Annotated in this window: 18 protein-coding genes; 11 read left to right on the forward strand and 7 right to left on the reverse strand. The window is 44.5% G+C overall.

The annotated features are described in order from the left end of the window. The first annotated feature begins 1 nt into the window (after position 1). Positions 2-1,411, forward strand: a complete 1,410-nt coding sequence (gene lpdA, locus IRE19_RS03555) for a dihydrolipoyl dehydrogenase (RefSeq protein WP_203339367.1) — start codon at positions 2-4, stop codon at positions 1,409-1,411. Between the two features lie 87 nt (positions 1,412-1,498). Further along, positions 1,499-2,341, forward strand: a complete 843-nt coding sequence (locus tag IRE19_RS03560) for a polysaccharide deacetylase family protein (protein ID WP_203339368.1) — start codon at positions 1,499-1,501, stop codon at positions 2,339-2,341. A 34-nt stretch (positions 2,342-2,375) separates the two neighbouring features. Here the strand turns inward: IRE19_RS03560 and IRE19_RS03565 are convergent, their stop codons facing one another. Beyond that, complete coding sequence (locus tag IRE19_RS03565; protein WP_191713950.1) at positions 2,376-3,845, reverse strand: aminotransferase class I/II-fold pyridoxal phosphate-dependent enzyme; 1,470 nt, start codon at positions 3,843-3,845, stop codon at positions 2,376-2,378. A 137-nt stretch (positions 3,846-3,982) separates the two neighbouring features. On the opposite strand from IRE19_RS03565, the gene IRE19_RS03570 reads away from it, so the two are divergent. After that, positions 3,983-4,948: an NAD(P)H-dependent flavin oxidoreductase gene (locus IRE19_RS03570; RefSeq protein ID WP_203339369.1), complete on the forward strand. Its 966-nt coding sequence runs from the start codon at positions 3,983-3,985 to the stop codon at positions 4,946-4,948. A 15-nt stretch (positions 4,949-4,963) separates the two neighbouring features. Then, a complete protein-coding gene (locus IRE19_RS03575; RefSeq protein WP_191713952.1) occupies positions 4,964-5,242 on the forward strand; it encodes a UPF0223 family protein in 279 nt (92 codons plus the stop codon). A gap of 23 nt (positions 5,243-5,265) precedes the next feature. On the opposite strand, the gene IRE19_RS03580 is transcribed toward IRE19_RS03575, so the two are convergent. Then, a complete protein-coding gene (locus IRE19_RS03580) occupies positions 5,266-5,907 on the reverse strand; it encodes a YktB family protein (protein WP_203339370.1) in 642 nt (213 codons plus the stop codon). Positions 5,908-6,078: 171 nt separating this feature from the next. Between IRE19_RS03580 and IRE19_RS03585 the strand changes: the two genes are divergently transcribed. Together IRE19_RS03585 and IRE19_RS03590 are read left to right on the forward strand one after the other, a co-directional pair. Beyond that, positions 6,079-6,273, forward strand: a complete 195-nt coding sequence (locus IRE19_RS03585) for a hypothetical protein (protein WP_191713954.1) — start codon at positions 6,079-6,081, stop codon at positions 6,271-6,273. An 88-nt stretch (positions 6,274-6,361) separates the two neighbouring features. Continuing rightward, positions 6,362-7,153 (forward strand): inositol monophosphatase family protein, encoded by a 792-nt coding sequence (locus tag IRE19_RS03590; protein WP_203339371.1) that lies wholly within the window; start codon positions 6,362-6,364, stop codon positions 7,151-7,153. Between the two features lie 34 nt (positions 7,154-7,187). On the opposite strand, the gene IRE19_RS03595 is transcribed toward IRE19_RS03590, so the two are convergent. After that, a complete protein-coding gene (locus tag IRE19_RS03595) occupies positions 7,188-7,385 on the reverse strand; it encodes a YlaF family protein (RefSeq protein WP_432419928.1) in 198 nt (65 codons plus the stop codon). A gap of 111 nt (positions 7,386-7,496) precedes the next feature. Here IRE19_RS03595 and typA point away from each other — a divergent pair, with 111 nt between their 5' ends. Continuing rightward, the gene (gene typA / locus IRE19_RS03600; RefSeq protein WP_203339372.1) at positions 7,497-9,344 is read left to right on the forward strand and encodes a translational GTPase TypA; all 1,848 of its coding nucleotides are present in this window, start codon (positions 7,497-7,499) and stop codon (positions 9,342-9,344) included. A 24-nt stretch (positions 9,345-9,368) separates the two neighbouring features. Further along, positions 9,369-9,698 (forward strand): YlaH-like family protein, encoded by a 330-nt coding sequence (locus IRE19_RS03605; protein WP_203339373.1) that lies wholly within the window; start codon positions 9,369-9,371, stop codon positions 9,696-9,698. Here IRE19_RS03605 and IRE19_RS03610 read toward each other — a convergent pair. Genes IRE19_RS03610 through IRE19_RS03620 form a run of 3 tightly spaced genes read right to left on the reverse strand, consistent with a single transcriptional unit; the run spans position 9,692 to position 10,863 of the window. After that, positions 9,692-10,141: a hypothetical protein gene (locus IRE19_RS03610; protein ID WP_191713958.1), complete on the reverse strand. Its 450-nt coding sequence runs from the start codon at positions 10,139-10,141 to the stop codon at positions 9,692-9,694. The two genes, IRE19_RS03605 and IRE19_RS03610, sit on opposite strands and share 7 nt — an antisense overlap. After that, positions 10,141-10,344: a YlaI family protein gene (locus IRE19_RS03615; RefSeq protein WP_146556486.1), complete on the reverse strand. Its 204-nt coding sequence runs from the start codon at positions 10,342-10,344 to the stop codon at positions 10,141-10,143. The genes IRE19_RS03610 and IRE19_RS03615 overlap by 1 nt, the downstream gene beginning before the upstream one ends. A 12-nt stretch (positions 10,345-10,356) precedes the next feature. After that, complete coding sequence (locus tag IRE19_RS03620; protein WP_203339374.1) at positions 10,357-10,863, reverse strand: peptidyl-prolyl cis-trans isomerase; 507 nt, start codon at positions 10,861-10,863, stop codon at positions 10,357-10,359. A 168-nt stretch (positions 10,864-11,031) separates the two neighbouring features. Here IRE19_RS03620 and IRE19_RS03625 point away from each other — a divergent pair, with 168 nt between their 5' ends. From IRE19_RS03625 to pyc, 3 genes are all read left to right on the forward strand, one after another. Next, positions 11,032-11,313, forward strand: a complete 282-nt coding sequence (locus IRE19_RS03625; RefSeq protein ID WP_058384833.1) for an Fpa/YlaN family protein — start codon at positions 11,032-11,034, stop codon at positions 11,311-11,313. Between the two features lie 143 nt (positions 11,314-11,456). After that, positions 11,457-12,623: an FtsW/RodA/SpoVE family cell cycle protein gene (locus IRE19_RS03630; RefSeq protein WP_191713960.1), complete on the forward strand. Its 1,167-nt coding sequence runs from the start codon at positions 11,457-11,459 to the stop codon at positions 12,621-12,623. A gap of 15 nt (positions 12,624-12,638) precedes the next feature. Then, positions 12,639-16,079 (forward strand): pyruvate carboxylase, encoded by a 3,441-nt coding sequence (pyc, locus tag IRE19_RS03635; RefSeq protein ID WP_203339375.1) that lies wholly within the window; start codon positions 12,639-12,641, stop codon positions 16,077-16,079. A gap of 40 nt (positions 16,080-16,119) precedes the next feature. On the opposite strand, the gene IRE19_RS03640 is transcribed toward pyc, so the two are convergent. Then, positions 16,120-17,031, reverse strand: coding sequence for a COX15/CtaA family protein (locus tag IRE19_RS03640; RefSeq protein ID WP_191713962.1), 912 nt, complete (start codon positions 17,029-17,031; stop codon positions 16,120-16,122). Between the last annotated feature and the right edge of the window lie 116 nt (positions 17,032-17,147).

Below are 17,147 nucleotides of genomic sequence, written 5' to 3' on the forward strand. Positions count from 1 at the left end.
TATGGTAGTAGGAGATTTTCCAATTGAAACAGACACGCTCGTCATCGGCTCAGGCCCTGGCGGTTATGTGGCGGCTATTCGCGCAGCACAAACTGGCCAAAAAGTAACAATCGTTGAAAAAGAATATATTGGCGGCGTTTGTTTGAATGTCGGCTGTATCCCTTCAAAAGCAATGATCTCAGTTGGACACCGTTTTGAAGAAGCTCAACACTCAGAAGATATGGGTATTGTAGCCAAAGAAGTTTCACTCAACTTTGAAAAAGCGCAAGCGTTCAAAGATGGCGTCGTTAAGAAATTGACTGGCGGCGTTGAATCGCTTCTTAAAGGCAACAAAGTTGAAATCTTGCGCGGCGAAGCTTATTTCGTTGATGAAAATACAGTACGTGTTATGGATGAAAATTCAGCACAAACGTATAAATTCAAAAATGCGATTATTGCTACCGGATCACGTCCTGTGGAAATCCCGACTTTTAAATTTACAAAACGTGTAATTAATTCAACTGGAGCTTTGGCATTAACTGAGCTTCCTAAAAAACTCGTCGTTATCGGCGGCGGCTATATCGGTACAGAGCTTGGTACTGCATTCTCAAACATGGGTTCTGAAGTAACGATCCTTGAAGGCGCACCGGATATCCTTGCTGGATTTGAAAAGCAAATGACAGCTATCGTCAAAAAAGGATTGAAGAAAAAAGGCGTTGAAGTCATCACTAAAGCATCTGCCAAAGGTGTAGAAGAAACTGATTCAGGCGTTAAAGTAACATATGAGGCAGGCGGAGAAGAAAAAACCGTTGAAGCTGATTACGTTCTTGTAACTGTAGGCCGTCGTCCAAACACAGACGAAATGGGTCTAGAAGAGTTGAACCTGAACATGTCTGACCGCGGCTTGATCGAAGTCGACAAGCAATGCCGTACAAACATTTCAAACATCTATGCAATCGGTGATGTGGTAGCTGGTCTTCAATTGGCACATAAAGCTTCATATGAAGGTAAAGTTGCTGCAGAAGCAATTGCAGGCGAGAAGTCTGAAGTTGATTATATGGCTATTCCGGCGGTCTGCTTTACAGATCCGGAACTTGCAAGCGTAGGTTTGTCTGAAGAACAGGCAAAAGAAGAAGGATTCGAAGCTGCGGCTGCGAAATTCCCATTCGCTGCAAACGGCCGTGCTCTTTCATTAAACGCAACTGAAGGATTTGTGAAACTTGTTTCACGTAAATCTGACGGCTTGCTGTTAGGTGCTCAAATTGTCGGAGCTGGCGCATCAGATATGATCGCTGAGCTTGGTCTTGCTATCGAAGCTGGAATGACAGTAGAAGATATCGCAATGACAATCCATGCTCACCCAACTCTTGCGGAAATCACAATGGAAGCTGCGGAAGTAGCTCTTGGAACACCAATTCACATTATCAAGTAAGAAACAGGGAGCCGCTTATGCGGCTTCTTTTTTTTGGAAACAATTGAAGAGGCGTGGTAAGATTTGTTTAGTAAAGGGGTGTTTAGTTTGATACATAAAAAATGGCCTGTTCTTGCAGTGTCCTTGCTCGTGTTAGCAGGTTGCGGAGAAGAACAAGGTGCTCCACCTGAAGAAAAAAATCCGCCTGCAGAAGAAGTGGGAAATGAAAAAGAAGAAACCGATAAAGTTGAAAAAACAACTGAATCGAAAGAACAGCAAGTGAACGAAGAAGAGAAAGAAGAACAAAAAGTTGTTGATGAGCCCCAGTACCGCATCAATCCGGCGAACTGGTCTGTACAGCCCATAGCAGCAGCCGATGAAAAAGTTGTACTGGTGACCATCGATGATGCTCCGGACAAACACGCGTTGGAAATGGCAGAGCTGTTGAAAAAACAAGGCATTCCAGCAATCTTTTTCGTCAATGGCCATTTTTTGGATACCGATGAAGAAAAACAACAGTTAAAGCAACTTCATGACATGGGCTTTACCATCGGCAACCATACCAATAGCCACCCCAATTTAAGGGAGTTGCCAGAACAGCAACAGGAAGAAGAAATCCTCTTACTGAACAAAACGGTGGAAGACATCATTGGGGAAAAGCCAAAATTCTTCCGGGCGCCGCACGGGGCAAACACCGACTTCAGCAAACAGCTGGTCGAGCAGGAAGGAATGGTCCTCATGAATTGGACCTATGGCTATGATTGGGAGCAGCAATACCGGGATGCTCAATCTTTGACGGATATCATGGTCAACAGCGAATTCTTGAACAATGGCGCCAACCTATTGATGCATGACCGGGAATGGACGTCTGAGGCCCTTTCAGGGATCATTCAAGGCCTGAAGGACAAAGGATACGGCTTTGTAGATCCTGAAGACATAGAAGGCATATAAAAAGATCCAAGAGCGTCCTGCTCTTGGATCTTTTTTATCTGATAGCCTGCTGCTCTTTTATTACGCGCAGCATTTGCAATGTGTCGTCTTCCGGACCTTGGACAGGCAACCCGGCTGCGACATTCATATGGATGTAGTTGATATTTTCTTCCGTAATGATTTCTCCGGGGATGAAAATAGGAATGCCCGGTGGATAAACCATGATGAATTCTGCGGAAATGCGTCCGACTGCTTCATTGATTGATATGACTTCCGTCGTAGCGTAGAAAGCATCGCGCGGCGTCATGGCAAGCCGGGGAATATCCGGAAGCAGCACAACCGGTTCAACAATGGCAGCATCGCTGTCTAAAGACTCGCTCATGCGCTGCAAAGCGTTGATCAGCAGATTCAATTCTTTCCGCGTGTCGCCGATAGTCACCAGGCATAGGATGTTATAAAGATCGGAAAGTTCAATTTCGATATTGGCGTTTTCTCTTAGCCATTCTTCAGCCTGATGCCCCGTGATGCCAAGATTTTTGACGCTGATCAATAATTTGGTCGGATCCATATCAAAAGTTGCGGAAGAATTCAGCACTTCTTTGCCTACGCAATGCAAGTGCGGAATTTTATTGATGCGCTTGCGTGCATCCTGTGCAAGTCTGATTGCCTGATCAATCAGGTCATAGCCATGAATGGCAAGCTGACGGCGTGCCGTATCAAGAGACGCCAAAATCGGATAGGAAGTCGAAGTTGTCGTCAGCATGGACAGAGTGGACTGGACACGTTTGGGTGATACCAGCCCTTCTTTGACATTTAATACGGAACTTTGCGTCATGGACCCGCCAAGTTTATGGACAGACGTTGCCGCCATATCTGCGCCTGCAGCCATAGCAGAAACAGGCAATGATTTATGGAAATGGATATGGACGCCATGCGCTTCATCGACCAGGACTGGGATGTCATGGCCATGCGCGATGTCGACAATGCGTTTTAAATCAGCGGCTACACCGAAATAAGTCGGGTTGATGACCAACACGGCTTTGGCGTCCGGATATTCAAGAATCGCTTTCTCCACCGCTTCTGCAGAAATTCCGTGGGAGATTCCGAGCTCCGGATCGACTTCGGGATGAATGAAGATCGGGATGGCGCCAGCAAATACGATAGCGGACATAATGGATTTATGGACGTTCCTTGGCACAAGAATCTTGTCGTTGGGGCCGACCACACTTAAGATCATGGTCATGATGGCACCGCTTGTTCCTTGTACGGAAAAGAATGTATGGTCTGCGCCAAAGGCTTTTGCAGCTAATTCCTGCGCGTCTTTAATGGCGCCTTTTGGTGAATGTAAATCGTCCAAAGGGGCGATATTGATCAAGTCGATCGATAAAATATTGTCGCCGACAAATTCCCGGAATGCGGGATCGACGCCCTGGCCTTTTTTATGGCCTGGAATGTGAAATTGGATCGGGTGCCGGTTTCGATGCTTTAACAGCGCATCAAATAACGGAGTTTCTAATTGAGACAATGATAAGCCCACCTCACTATATATAAAATGAAAACAAGGAGAATTATAGCATGATGCAAGTTGCTATACTATAAAAATAAAAGGATTTCCTCGTGTGGCAGCGAATACAAAATAAGCAAGGGAAAAGGAGTGAGTCCATGGAATTCAAAACAAGGGTGACAGAACTATTGGGCATTCAGTACCCCATTATACAAGGAGGATTAGCTTATCTGGCTTATGCAGAACTGGCAGCCGCAGTTTCAAATGCAGGAGGCCTTGGGCAAATTACAGCAATGAGCCTTTCTACACCTGAACAATTGCGGGAAGAAATCAGGAAAGTCAGGGAATTGACGGACAAGCCATTCGGTGTTAATTTTGCAATTGGCGAACACGGCCGTGCATTTTCTCATATGCTGGATGTGGCAATCGAAGAAAACGTACCAGTCGTCTCCATGACAGGCGGCAATCCAACACCGATTTTTGAACAGCTGAAAGGGACGGATATCAAGAAGCTGGTTCTCGTCGCTGCCACAAGACAAGCTGAAAAAGCGGAAAGCCTGGGAGCTGACGCTGTAATGGTTGTCGGCCATGAAGGCGGCGGACATTTGGGACGAGACGATATCGGTACGATGGTATTGATTCCTCAAGTGGTCGATGCGGTGGATATACCGGTCATCGCCTCAGGCGGGATCGGGGACGGCCGCGGTTGGATGGCTGCTCATGCCTTAGGGGCAGAAGGCATAGAAATGGGCACGCGCTTTATTGCCACTAAAGAATGTGTCCATGCTTCAGCAGCCTATAAGGAACAATTGATTAATAGCTCCGAGAACGATACGGTCATCATTAAACGCAGCATTGGAGCTCCTGCCAGAACACTGCGCAACAGCTGGACCGACAAAATCCTTGAAATCGAACAACAGACGCCAAGCTACGAAGCCTTAAAAGAATTCATTAGCGGTGAAGCCAATAAACGCTTCATTTATAATGGGGAAAAGGACCAGGGCTTTGGCTGGGCAGGGCAAGTTACAGGCCTGATCAAAGATGTTCCGTCAGTCCGGGAATTGATTGATGGCATGGTCAAACAAGCTGGAGAAATACGAAAGAAATGGTCAATCACTGAATGAAAAGAGGGATTAACTATGGATTATTCCTATCCATTTTCAATTGAATGGTCAACCGAAGAAATCATTGATGTCGTTAGCTTTTTTGAAGGAATCGAAATGGCTTATGAAAAAGGCATCAACAGGCAGGAGCTGCTGACGCGTTACCGCAAATTCAAGCAGGTGGTTCCTGCGATTTCGGAAGAAAAGACATACTTCCGTGAATTTGAAGAAGAAAGCGGCTATGCCAGTTTCCCTGTCATCAAGGAGATGAAAGCAGGAAGCGGCGATGGAGTCATCAAAATTAAAACGAAATAAAATGAAAAAAAGAACCTTCAGCTTTAACGGCTGACAGGTTCTTTTGATTTTTGTAGCAGGGTATTGTAAACCGGAAGCAATGCCTCGAAAGTTTCTTCGGCAAATTGGAAAAACTGCTGTTTGTTCATGGAATCCGCCTGTTTTCGAGTTAAATGGCGGCCAATCACAAATTCGCCTTTTTTGACATCGCGAAGTCGGGTCAGTAATTTCTCAATGCCTTCTTCACCTAATTCGATCAGCGCATCGGATTGGGCTTTCATATGGTCGCCAGAGGCTACAAAGTCATCCGATAGCTGTGCAAGGGCATCAGAATGCAATAGGTTTTCAGCCATGATCGCTTTATTGGGCGCTTCATAGATGACCGCCAGAATGACGAACACATGGCTTTCCCACATGCCGATTTGGAAATGCGGGACCGCTTTGTAGCCTCTTTTATAAGGAGCGAACGCAACCCAGCTGTCATTTGGCGGATTTACGGTTCTTCTCATATGCTTTGCCACGTGCGGGAAAAACTCATTTCCTGTTTTTCCAGAGAAGAAAGAAGAAAATTCAGTTCCTAGTTCCTCGAACTTCGGACGGACATATTCAGTTAATGCAGACATCCTGGCATCTAGGCCAGGAGTAGTGAAAACATCGAAATCTTGCTCATTCCAATAAGACGTCAAGTAAATATCCTCCTTAAAATTAGGTAATCAGGTTTCATTTTAACGAAGTTTGGGAAAAAAGAATATAAATACGTTTCTGCCAATGGATTTCATTAGAAGAAAGTGGTATTATAATAATTGTAACAAGATTAGTCAGAATTTTCGGAGTATGATGAGAAAGGGGTGCTCATTATGAAACAGATGATTCAGATAATCCGCAAAGCGGATGTAGAGAAGGAATACGTACATGTGCTGAAACTGGAACTTGATTATGAACTTGCTTCTTTATACGATGCGATGCAGCAAAAAGACGATCAACAAATGTCGAAAAGCAAGCAGCGGCTTCAAGAGATTCACGTGGAACTGGAGGCCCTTCATGCGCTCTAATACGTCTATACATTAAAGGCATCTGCTGAAGTAAGACAGCAGATGCCTTTTTCGTTATACTGAAACAAAGAGGAAAGGGGATACACATATGGATTTGCATGCAATGGATTTGTACATAAAGTCATTGATCAAAGAGGCGGGGCATCGCATCCGCAATTCTTTCTTAACGGATATCACCATTGAATCAAAATCGAATGCCAATGATTTGGTGACGAATATCGATAAAGAAATTGAACAATTTTTCATCGGCCGCATCCGGCGTGATTTTCCGGGCCACCGAATTTTTGGGGAAGAAGGATTTGGAGACGATATCCAAACTTCGGAAGGGGTCATTTGGATGTTAGATCCGATTGACGGCACAATGAATTTTGTTCATCAAAAACGCAACTTTGCTATTTCGTTGGGAATCTTCAAAGATGGAGTTGGCCAATTAGGTTATATCTATGATGTTGTCAATGATGATTTATACCACGGAGTTAAAGGAAGAGGAGCCTATTATAATGATGAACAGATGCGGCCGCTTATGGAGACGGTGATTGCTGAATCGATTGTTGCTATGAATGCAACATGGGCAGTGCCGAACCGTTATCTTGACCATGAAGGAACTCTTCAATTGATCCGTGACGTACGAGGCATGCGTTCTTATGGCTCCGCGGCTCTAGAGCTTGCTTATTTGGCAAGCGGACGGGTTGATGCTTATATCTCGATGAGGCTATCGCCGTGGGACATCGCCGGTGGCATGGTCATAGCCCAGGAAGTTGGGGCGGTAACGACGAACTTTAAAGGGGAACCTGCAAATCTATTGAAGCAGGATACATTTATTGCAGCTAATCCAGCCATCCACCAGGAACTGTTGAAAAAATACATCCGACTCAAGTAAAAAAAGATGCGGAATTCCGCATCTTTTTTTATAATTACAGTAATCCGGCTTCCCGCATCTCTTTCTTTTTCTTAAAGCCCATGCCCATGATCAGGCAAAGCACCAAAATTGCTGCGAAAATACCCAAAACGCTGCGCAGGCCTACAGCTAAGCCGATTCCTGCCATCGCCAGCAATGCTGCAATAGAATAAAAGACAAATACCCATTTTACGTTTTTCAATAAGCCGATCAAGCGATTTTCCTCCTGTAGCATATAGCCTGAAATAAAATCTTAGGGTTTTACACCTATATGTGCTATACTAGCACAGTTATAGGCATGAAAAAAGAATATTGGAGTGAAATTATGACTAAATTACGTAACGACCTAAGAAACATTGCAATTATTGCCCACGTTGACCATGGTAAAACAACTCTAGTGGATCAGCTTCTACAACAATCCGGAACTTTCCGTTCAAACGAACACGTTGAAGAACGTGCGATGGATTCTGGCGATATCGAAAGAGAACGCGGAATTACAATTCTTGCGAAAAATACTGCAATCCAATACAAAGATTCTAAAATCAACATTTTGGATACTCCTGGACACGCTGATTTCGGCGGAGAAGTTGAACGTATCATGAAAATGGTTGATGGTGTTCTATTAGTAGTAGATGCGTATGAAGGCTGTATGCCACAGACACGCTTCGTTCTGAAAAAAGCATTGGAACAAAACCTGAAACCAATCGTTGTTGTAAACAAAATTGACCGTGACTTTGCACGTCCTGAAGAAGTGGTTGACGAAGTCATCGAATTGTTCATTGAACTTGAAGCCAATGACGATCAATTGGAATTCCCGGTTATCTTTGCATCAGGCATGAACGGCACAGCAAGTCTTTCTTCAAATCCTGCTGATCAGGAAGAAAACATGCAGGTCATTTATGATGCGATCCTGGAACACGTCCCAGCGCCAATCGATAACAGAGATGAGCCACTTCAATTCCAGGTAGCTCTTCTTGATTACAGCGATTATGTTGGACGTATCGGAATCGGCCGCGTATTCCGCGGAACAATCGAAGTTGGCCAATCGGTTTCTTTAATGAAACTTGACGGGTCATTCAAAAACTTCCGTGTGACGAAAATGCACGGTTTCATGGGCCTTAAACGGGTGGAAATCGAAAAAGCGGAAGCTGGCGATCTGATTGCCATCTCTGGTATGGAAGACATCAACGTTGGGGAAACTGTTTGTCCACAGGATCATCAGGAAGCATTGCCGATCCTGCGCATCGATGAACCTACTTTGCAAATGACTTTCCTAGTTAACAACAGCCCATTTGCAGGTAAAGAAGGTAAATGGATTACTTCAAGAAAAATTCAGGAACGTTTGGATGCTCAATTGCAGACTGATGTATCATTGCGTGTAGAACCTACAGATTCACCGGATGCATGGATTGTATCTGGACGCGGAGAGCTGCATTTGTCGATCTTGATCGAAAATATGCGCCGTGAAGGATTTGAACTTCAAGTTTCAAAACCAGAAGTTATCGTCCGCATGGTAGACGGAGTTCGCTGCGAACCTGTTGAACGCGTTCAAGTGGATGTTCCTGAAGAATATACAGGTGCAATCATTGAATCATTAGGCGAACGTAAAGGCGAAATGCTGGATATGGTCAATAACGGAAGCGGACAAGTCCGTTTGGTGTTTAACGTACCGGCTCGTGGATTGATCGGTTACACAACTGAATTCCTTACACAGACTCGCGGATACGGAATCATCAACCATACATTCGACAGCTACCAGCCAGTTGCTTCTGGCCGTGTTGGCGGACGTCGCCAAGGTGTATTGGTATCTATGGAGCGCGGTAAAGTTTCGACTTACGGCTTGATGGGCATCGAAGACCGCGGTACTGCATTTGTTGAAGTCGGTGCTGAAATCTATGAAGGCATGATCGTTGGAGAACATAACCGCGATAGTGACCTGACAGTGAACATTGTAAAAATCAAAGCTGCAACGAACATCCGTTCAGCCAACAAAGACCAAACGACAACGATGAAAAAAGCACGTTTGATGAGTCTTGAAGAAGCACTTGAATACTTGAATGATGATGAGTTATGTGAAATTACACCACAAACGATTCGTTTGCGCAAAAAAATTCTTGATAAAGCTGAACGTGAGCGTATGGCTAAGAAGAAGAAAGTTGCCATCGAAGAATAAGTGGAATGGAAGGATGTATAATCCGTGGACGATCAAGCTTTTGTCTATGACAATATGTATCCGGTAGCCCGAATTCTATACCAAAGTCTGCCAAGTTTCGAAGCTGCAGGATATGCACTTTTTGCAGTCATCTTCCTGCTTTCGGCATTTGTTTATAAATTGGGGTTTGCTAAAAAGCTATCAATTGGAAAAAACGTAGTAATCGGCCTGTTTCTTGCGGTCGGAGGATTGGGGCTAACTTTCTTAGCCTTCTTCCTGCCGATTGTGGAGGGGCTAGTCATTGCGGCGCTTATTCTGATCCTTTATAAAATCCGCCTATGGCGCGAAAAACGCGAAAACGCTGTATCTCATTGAGATACAGCGTTTTTGCGTTCAAAGGTTTTGTAAAGGATGGGCAATAATAAAGCATAAGTAAGATGTCCGAATAGCCAATAAAGAAACGCTCCCCAATCAGTCGCTGCAGGCACATCAGCTTCGACTGCCAGCCAGGATAACAAGAAATAGAGAAACGGAAAAGGCACGGACAGGAACAGGCTGATCAGCACTAGTTGGCCGAATGGATACTTGCGTCTTTTGGCCAAATAGACATAAACAACGCCAATGATAAGTGAAATGAGCAAGTGGAAAATGAATTCAGTTATCTCAGACCATTGCACATCGCCGATCAACGGGATAAAATCAACATTCAGTAAAAGGGTATATACTTGTTCGCCAGTGACAGATTGAATCCATTTCAGCAGAAGCCCCAATATCAACCCGCTCCAAAAACCGATCCAGAGACCTTTTAAGAGCTTCATCAGAAGTCATCCTCAATACTGCGGGAGCTGCGGTAAAAGCGGAAGGAACCGGTCGCCAGGCGTTCTTTGGTCCTTTCGGTGATCCGGTCATGGCATTCATTGCACATATGAGTGTGGATGGGCCGGTTGCGCAAGCGCTTGGCCTGTAAGGTATCATCCACTAATTCTTCAATTTTATCGCAGATTACGCATTGGACACGCATGGTCTATCACTCCTATTCGAATCGGATGGCTTGGATATCGGTAATCGGATTATCCTGATTGGAGCCATCCGGAAGCAACACATGGACAGGGCCGTTTTCTCTTAGAGGCTGTCCTTTTTCACTGAATTTGAAAATCAGCTGTTGGGCATGTTCAATCGGGAATTCGAACTCTCCATTCGCCGTTTCGAAAACAACGCGCTTAGTGTGTTCAAATGGTTCTGCATTTAATAGGAATGGCTTGAACGCGATACCGAACGTACCTGTCAGCATCTCTTTCTTTTCTTTGCTCTTATACGATTTTTCTGAATTCAAGGTAGGCGGAACGGTATTGCCTTCCATGATTTCACGGGACCAATGCTCGCCCATTCCGCGTTTATACTCTTCAAGTTCGTCTTTCTCTATCCGCTCTTCCTGAAAATACGTCTCCAGATTCAATTTACGGTCATCAAAAATCCAGACAGTGGGATCTAATACTAGTTTGAACTTCACTTCACCTTTAAAAGGTACGATAAATTCCATGGGTAAACCCTCCATTAAAATATTCATTCTCTTAACAGTATACCTTTTTGTGTCAAGTTGCCAAAGGGATTCATCTCTTTCTTTATAGAGGCTTGCATTTTCCCTCCTTAAAAGATACACTTTAAACAGGAAAATAGAGAAGAAAACTCATAAAATGGGGGAGTCCTCATGGAACATACAGAAGAACAAACATACCATCTGAAGGCTTTAGAACTCCTCAAAGCTGATGCAGAAAAAATCGAGCAGCTGATTAAGGTGCAAATGGACCATTTGACATTGCCATCTTGTCCTTTATACGAAGAGGTGCTTGACACCCAAATGTTCGGTCTTTCACGCGAAATTGATTTTGCGGTAAAGCTGGGGCTCATTGAACGTGAGGCTGGAAAAAATTTAATGGATACGCTGGAGAAGAAACTTTCCATTCTGCATGAAGCGTATACAAATAAATGATCTAAAACTCAAACGAACGCTGTTTGAGTTTTTTTACAATTTAAGAAGTATAATCATTCAGCACTGCGAAAGCCGCAAGCGAAGTGAGTGTAGGCCGCTTGCGCTTTTGCCATTAAAACTATCAAATTAAAAGAGGTATAAAAATGAAATCTTACATCAAGAAATACGCAAAATTCTTCGACTACCCATTATTTTTCGCATACTTAGCACTGACCTTATTCGGATTGATCATGATCTACAGTTCAAGTATGGCCTGGTCGGTCAACTATTACGGTTCAGCGCCCGATCGTTTTTACATACAGCAATTAATCAACTTAGCCATCGCATTCCCGGTCTTTGTAGTGGCCGCAATCTTTCCATACAAGCATTTTAAAAAACGCTGGATGATGGTGACGATTTTAACTGTTGTTTTTGCCGGATTGATAGCTGTTCATTTTATTGGATTTGCAGCAGGTGGGGCAAAAAGTTGGATCAGCCTCGGATTTGCCAATATCCAGCCGTCTGAAGTGGCGAAAGTCGGCATCATCTTGTACTTGGCTGGTGTTTTTTCAAACAAATACAATAAAGGAACCATCAACAAGCTGAATGAATCCATCATTCCACCGGTTATTATTTTGACGCTCGTCTTATTTTTGGTATTTCTTGAACCGGATCTTGGTTCGATGTTGATTATCGGGTCAGTTGGTTTAGCAGTCATGTCGGCAAGTGGGGTTCGGTTAAAACCCTTTATCCGTCTGGCTGGTGTTTTTATCGCTGCAGCATCAATCATTATTGTGCCTTTCATGCTATTTGCTGGAGACATGATTTTTACCGAGAAACGCCTTGGCCGTTTAGATGCATTCTTTAATCCGTTTTCTGATGAGCTGGGCTTTGGCTTTCAAATAGTCAATGGGTATCTGGCTATCGGATCCGGTGGATTAAGCGGGCTGGGACTCGGCCAATCCATACAGAAGCTTGGCTATCTTCCGGAACCGCATACGGATTTCATCATGTCTGTCATTGCTGAAGAACTGGGAGTCCTGGGTGTCGTTTTCGTTTTAGGCGGACTGGCTTTCATTGTTTTGCGGGGGCTTTGGATTGCCATGACCACGCATGATCCGTTGGCAAGAATGCTTGCAGCGGGTGTTGCCAGCATGATCGGAATACAATCTTTCGTTAATTTAGGTGGCTTGACGGGCATAATTCCGTTAACTGGAGTCACACTTCCTTTTATAAGCTATGGCGGAACCTCGGTAATTTTGTTATCTTTAGCTATGGGAGTATTAATGAATGTTTCCATGTTCAATAAATACGAAAAAACGAAAAAGTAAAGGGTGTGCTGTGGTGTGAAGGAGATTAACAAGATCTTGGTAGCAAACCGCGGAGAAATCGCTATTCGGGTTTTCCGCGCTTGTACAGAACTGAAAATTCAAACTGTTGCGATTTACTCACAGGAAGACAGCGGTTCGTATCATCGCTACAAAGCAGATGAATCCTATTTAGTGGGTAAAGGCAAAAAGCCGATTGATGCTTACTTGGATATTGAAGATATCATTCGCATCGCAAAAGATTCCGACGTGGATGCAATTCACCCAGGATATGGTTTCTTGTCGGAAAACGTCCATTTTGCAAGACGCTGTGAAGAAGAAGGCATTGTCTTTATCGGTCCGACTTCCCGTCATCTGGATATGTTTGGCGACAAAGTGAAAGCGCGTTCTCAAGCAATCGCTGCAGGCATTCCGGTAATTCCGGGCACAGACGGCCCTGTCGAATCGTTGCAGGAAGTTGAAGAATTCAGTAAAACAGCTGGGTTTCCGTTAATGATCAAAGCTTCTCTTGGCGGTGGAGGACGCGGAATGCGCATCGTCAGAACGCAGGAAGAGCTGGCATCTTCATATGAACGCGCAAAGTCCGAAGCGAAAGCGGCTTTTGGATCGGATGAAATGTACGTTGAAAAGTTTGTTGAGAAGCCAAAACATATCGAAGTTCAAATACTAGGCGATACAGAAGGCAATGTCGTTCATTTGTATGAAAGAGATTGTTCAATTCAGCGCCGCCACCAAAAAGTCGTAGAAATCGCTCCTTCCAATTCAATCAGCAACGAATTGCGTAATGAGATTTGTGATGCTGCAGTTAAACTGATGAAAAACATTGACTACATAAATGCGGGAACTGTCGAATTCCTTGTAGCAAACGATGAATTTTACTTTATTGAAGTGAATCCGCGCATTCAGGTGGAACATACAATTACAGAAATGATCACAGGAATCGACATTGTCCATGCACAGATCCATATTGCCAGAGGGCATATGATCCATAGTGAAGAAGTGGGTATTCCACAGCAAAAGGATATTCCGTTATTCGGTTACGCGATCCAATCCCGTGTAACAACAGAAGATCCATTAAACGATTTTATGCCCGATGCCGGGAAATTGATGGTTTATCGTTCTGGTGGAGGATTCGGTGTCCGTCTGGATGCAGGAAACGGCTTCCAGGGTGCTGTTATTTCACCTTATTACGATTCACTTTTGGTGAAAGTATCTACATGGGCCGTAACGTTCAAGGAAGCTGCCGGTAAAATGGACCGCAACCTTCAGGAATTCCGTATCCGGGGAATCAAAACGAACATCCCGTTCCTGGAAAATGTCGTCAAGCATAAAAATTTCATCAAAGGTGACTTTGATACAAGCTTTATCGACAGCACACCGGAATTGTTCATCTTCCCGGTAAGGCAGGATCGCGGTACGAAGTTATTGAGCTATATCGGCAATGTGACCGTCAACGGTTTCCCAGGGATCGAGAAGAAAAACAAACCGATTCATGCAGCGCCGCGCAAACCGGAAGTGGATCTATTAGCTCCGGCACCGAGCGGGACAAAGCAGATTTTCGATCAGCAGGGTGCTGACGGATTGACAAAATGGATACATGAGCAAAAAGATGTCCTGTTGACGGATACAACATTCCGTGATGCCCACCAATCGTTATTGGCAACGCGCGTCCGTTCGCATGATTTATTTGAAATCGCCAAAGAAACTTCTCAGTTGCAGAATGACCTGTTTTCACTGGAAATGTGGGGAGGCGCCACTTTTGACGTATCCTACAGATTCCTCAAAGAAGATCCATGGGCTCGCCTGATTAAACTGCGCCAGGAAATTCCGAATGTGTTGTTCCAGATGCTGTTCCGCGGGGCCAATGCCGTCGGATACAAAAACTATCCGGATAATGTCATTCGCGAATTTGTCCGCAAGTCCGGTGATGCAGGAATCGATGTATTCCGCATCTTCGATAGCTTGAACTGGATCAAAGGAATGGAAGTGGCGATTGACGAAGTCCGCCAATCCGGCAAGATCGCTGAAGCGGCGATTTGCTACACAGGAGACATCCTGGATCCAAGCCGTGACAAGTACACGGTTCAATACTACAAGGACATGGCCAAGGAACTGGAAGCAGCGGGCGCCCATATTCTGGCCATTAAAGATATGGCGGGTCTTTTGAAACCGGAAGCAGCGTATCGCTTAGTATCCGAATTAAAAGATACGGTTTCATTGCCGATCCATCTTCATACACATGATACAAGCGGCAACGGCATCTATTTGTACTCTAAAGCCATCGAAGCAGGCGTGGACATCGTAGATACCGCACTTGGATCGATGGCAGGACTGACGTCACAGCCAAGCGCCAATTCACTTTATTACGCAACAAGCGGCAGCGGGCGTGAAGTCAGAGCAGATATTAAAGGAATCGAAAAATTGTCCCATTACTGGGAAGATGTCCGCAAATACTATGTAGACTTTGAAAGCGGCATGAACAGTCCGCATGCAGAAGTCTATGAGCATGAAATGCCAGGCGGACAGTACAGCAATCTCCAGCAGCAAGCAAAAGCAGTAGGGCTTGGATTGCGCTGGGAAGAAGTCAAAACCATGTACTCACGCGTCAACCTGCTGTTCGGGGATGTCGTAAAAGTAACGCCTTCTTCTAAAGTGGTGGGAGACATGGCTTTGTTCATGGTTCAAAATGAGTTGGATGAAGAGACTGTCATCTCAAAAGGGCAAACAATCGATTTCCCTGAATCAGTCATCGAATTCTTTGAAGGATATATCGGACAGCCTCATGGCGGATTCCCTGAAGAGCTTCAGAAAGTTATTTTGAAAGAGCGCCAACCGATTACGGTTCGCCCTGGTGAATTGCTGGATCCTGCTGATTTCGATGAAATCAAAAGAACTCTTTACGATAAGTTGGAGCGTCCGGTTACAAGCCATGAAGTATTGGCTTACGCGCTTTATCCGAAGGTGTTTGAGGAGTATACAGCTACCAATATCCAGTTCGGCAATGTTTCTGTTCTCGACACTCTGACATTCTTGTATGGGATGAGATTAGGGGAAGAAATTGAAGTGGAAATTGAAAAAGGCAAGACATTGATGATCAAGATGGTATCAATTGGCGAACCGCAAAAAGATGGAACGCGCATCATCTATTTCGAATTGAACGGCCAACCACGTGAAGTCAGCATTCAGGACATGACGGTGGAAACGGACAGTACCGCTAAACCGAAAGCAGACCCGACCAATGAAAGCCATATTGCGGCGACTATGCCGGGGACAGTATTAAAAGTCCTAACGGAAAAAGGCACTAAGGTGAAACGTGGAGATCACTTGCTGGTAACTGAAGCAATGAAGATGGAAACGACTGTTCAGGCTCCGTTTGATGGAACCATTCAAGATATCCATGTAGTGGCCAGTGATGGCATTTCTACAGGCGACCTATTGATTGAAATGGAGAAAAAATAAAAAAATGGCTGGCGCCAAAGCGCCAGCCATTTTTTTATTTTTACTTTTTAATTCGGCTGCGTGAAACGAGCAGCACCATATAACACAATAAACCGAAAAGCATAGAGATGAGCAGCGAGTGAAGAAGTGCCACAAACAAATTCAGCTTTGTCAAAACAACGAGCATGCCGGTGGTCGCTTGAAGAAGGACGATGATGAAAGCGATAATCCAACCCCAATAGATGACACGCTGGTCTTTGTATTGCTTGAATGCGTGCCAAGCAATGTAACCGAGCCAGATGACGATTAAGCCGGCTGCAGCGCGATGGCCCATTTGGACCCATTCGTACATATTGCTGGGCAATGCAAAGTCATCGTTTCGGCATAGTGGCCAATCCGCGCAGATCAAACTGGATTCGGTATGGCGTACTAAAGCGCCCGTATAGACTACGATGTAGGAGTATAACGTAACGCCTATTGTATGGAAGCGCAATTTTTTGCCGATCTGCAAACGATCAGCGTCAAACTTCCGATCCACTTCAAAGATCAGCAGCGTCAATAATAAGATGGAAGCAAACGATAGCAGGGAGATGCCAAAGTGAAGAGCTAAGATGAAATCACCTTGTCCCCAAAGAACTTGTGCTGCACCAATCAATGCCTGCAGAACTAAAAAGAAAACGGCCATAATTGCCAAAAATTTTGTTTCTCGTACATGGCCGAATTTTCTCCAGGCCCATACTGCTAAAATGACTATCAGGATACCGACGACCCCGGTAACAAGGCGGTGCGAAAATTCAATCAATACTTCAGCTGTAATATTATCCGGGATCAGCTTGCCATTACAGTCTGGCCAGTTTCGTCCGCAGCCTAAACCACTGTCAGTCTTAGTGACCAGGGCGCCGCCCAGAAGAATAAACAGCATGCCTATGGTAGCCGCAACGGCAAACCATTTAATATATCTATTTTGCTGCAAAATACCACCTACTTTTTTCTATAGAAAACTTTTCAAGATTCATTTACCTGCATACTCGATAATAGCGAAAGTTTCTTTAAAACACAACGAGAAATCAGCAATAGTAGAAACTTTCA

Origin of the sequence: Planococcus beijingensis (assembly GCF_016820615.1) — a bacterium.
Taxonomy (GTDB): domain Bacteria; phylum Bacillota; class Bacilli; order Bacillales_A; family Planococcaceae; genus Planococcus; species Planococcus notacanthi.

Excerpts from the sequence above, each read along its gene's own strand:
- lpdA (WP_203339367.1), top strand. The coding sequence starts at position 2 with ATGGTAGTAGGAGATTTTCCAATTGAAACAGACACGCTCGTCATCGGC.
- IRE19_RS03570 (WP_203339369.1), top strand. The coding sequence starts at position 3,983 with ATGGAATTCAAAACAAGGGTGACAGAACTATTGGGCATTCAGTACCCC.
- IRE19_RS03575 (WP_191713952.1), top strand. The coding sequence starts at position 4,964 with ATGGATTATTCCTATCCATTTTCAATTGAATGGTCAACCGAAGAAATC.
- IRE19_RS03585 (WP_191713954.1), top strand. The coding sequence starts at position 6,079 with ATGAAACAGATGATTCAGATAATCCGCAAAGCGGATGTAGAGAAGGAA.
- IRE19_RS03590 (WP_203339371.1), top strand. The coding sequence starts at position 6,362 with ATGGATTTGCATGCAATGGATTTGTACATAAAGTCATTGATCAAAGAG.
- typA (WP_203339372.1), top strand. The coding sequence starts at position 7,497 with ATGACTAAATTACGTAACGACCTAAGAAACATTGCAATTATTGCCCAC.
- IRE19_RS03610 (WP_191713958.1), bottom strand. The coding sequence starts at position 10,141 with ATGAAGCTCTTAAAAGGTCTCTGGATCGGTTTTTGGAGCGGGTTGATA.
- IRE19_RS03615 (WP_146556486.1), bottom strand. The coding sequence starts at position 10,344 with ATGCGTGTCCAATGCGTAATCTGCGATAAAATTGAAGAATTAGTGGAT.
- IRE19_RS03620 (WP_203339374.1), bottom strand. The coding sequence starts at position 10,863 with ATGGAATTTATCGTACCTTTTAAAGGTGAAGTGAAGTTCAAACTAGTA.
- IRE19_RS03625 (WP_058384833.1), top strand. The coding sequence starts at position 11,032 with ATGGAACATACAGAAGAACAAACATACCATCTGAAGGCTTTAGAACTC.
- IRE19_RS03630 (WP_191713960.1), top strand. The coding sequence starts at position 11,457 with ATGAAATCTTACATCAAGAAATACGCAAAATTCTTCGACTACCCATTA.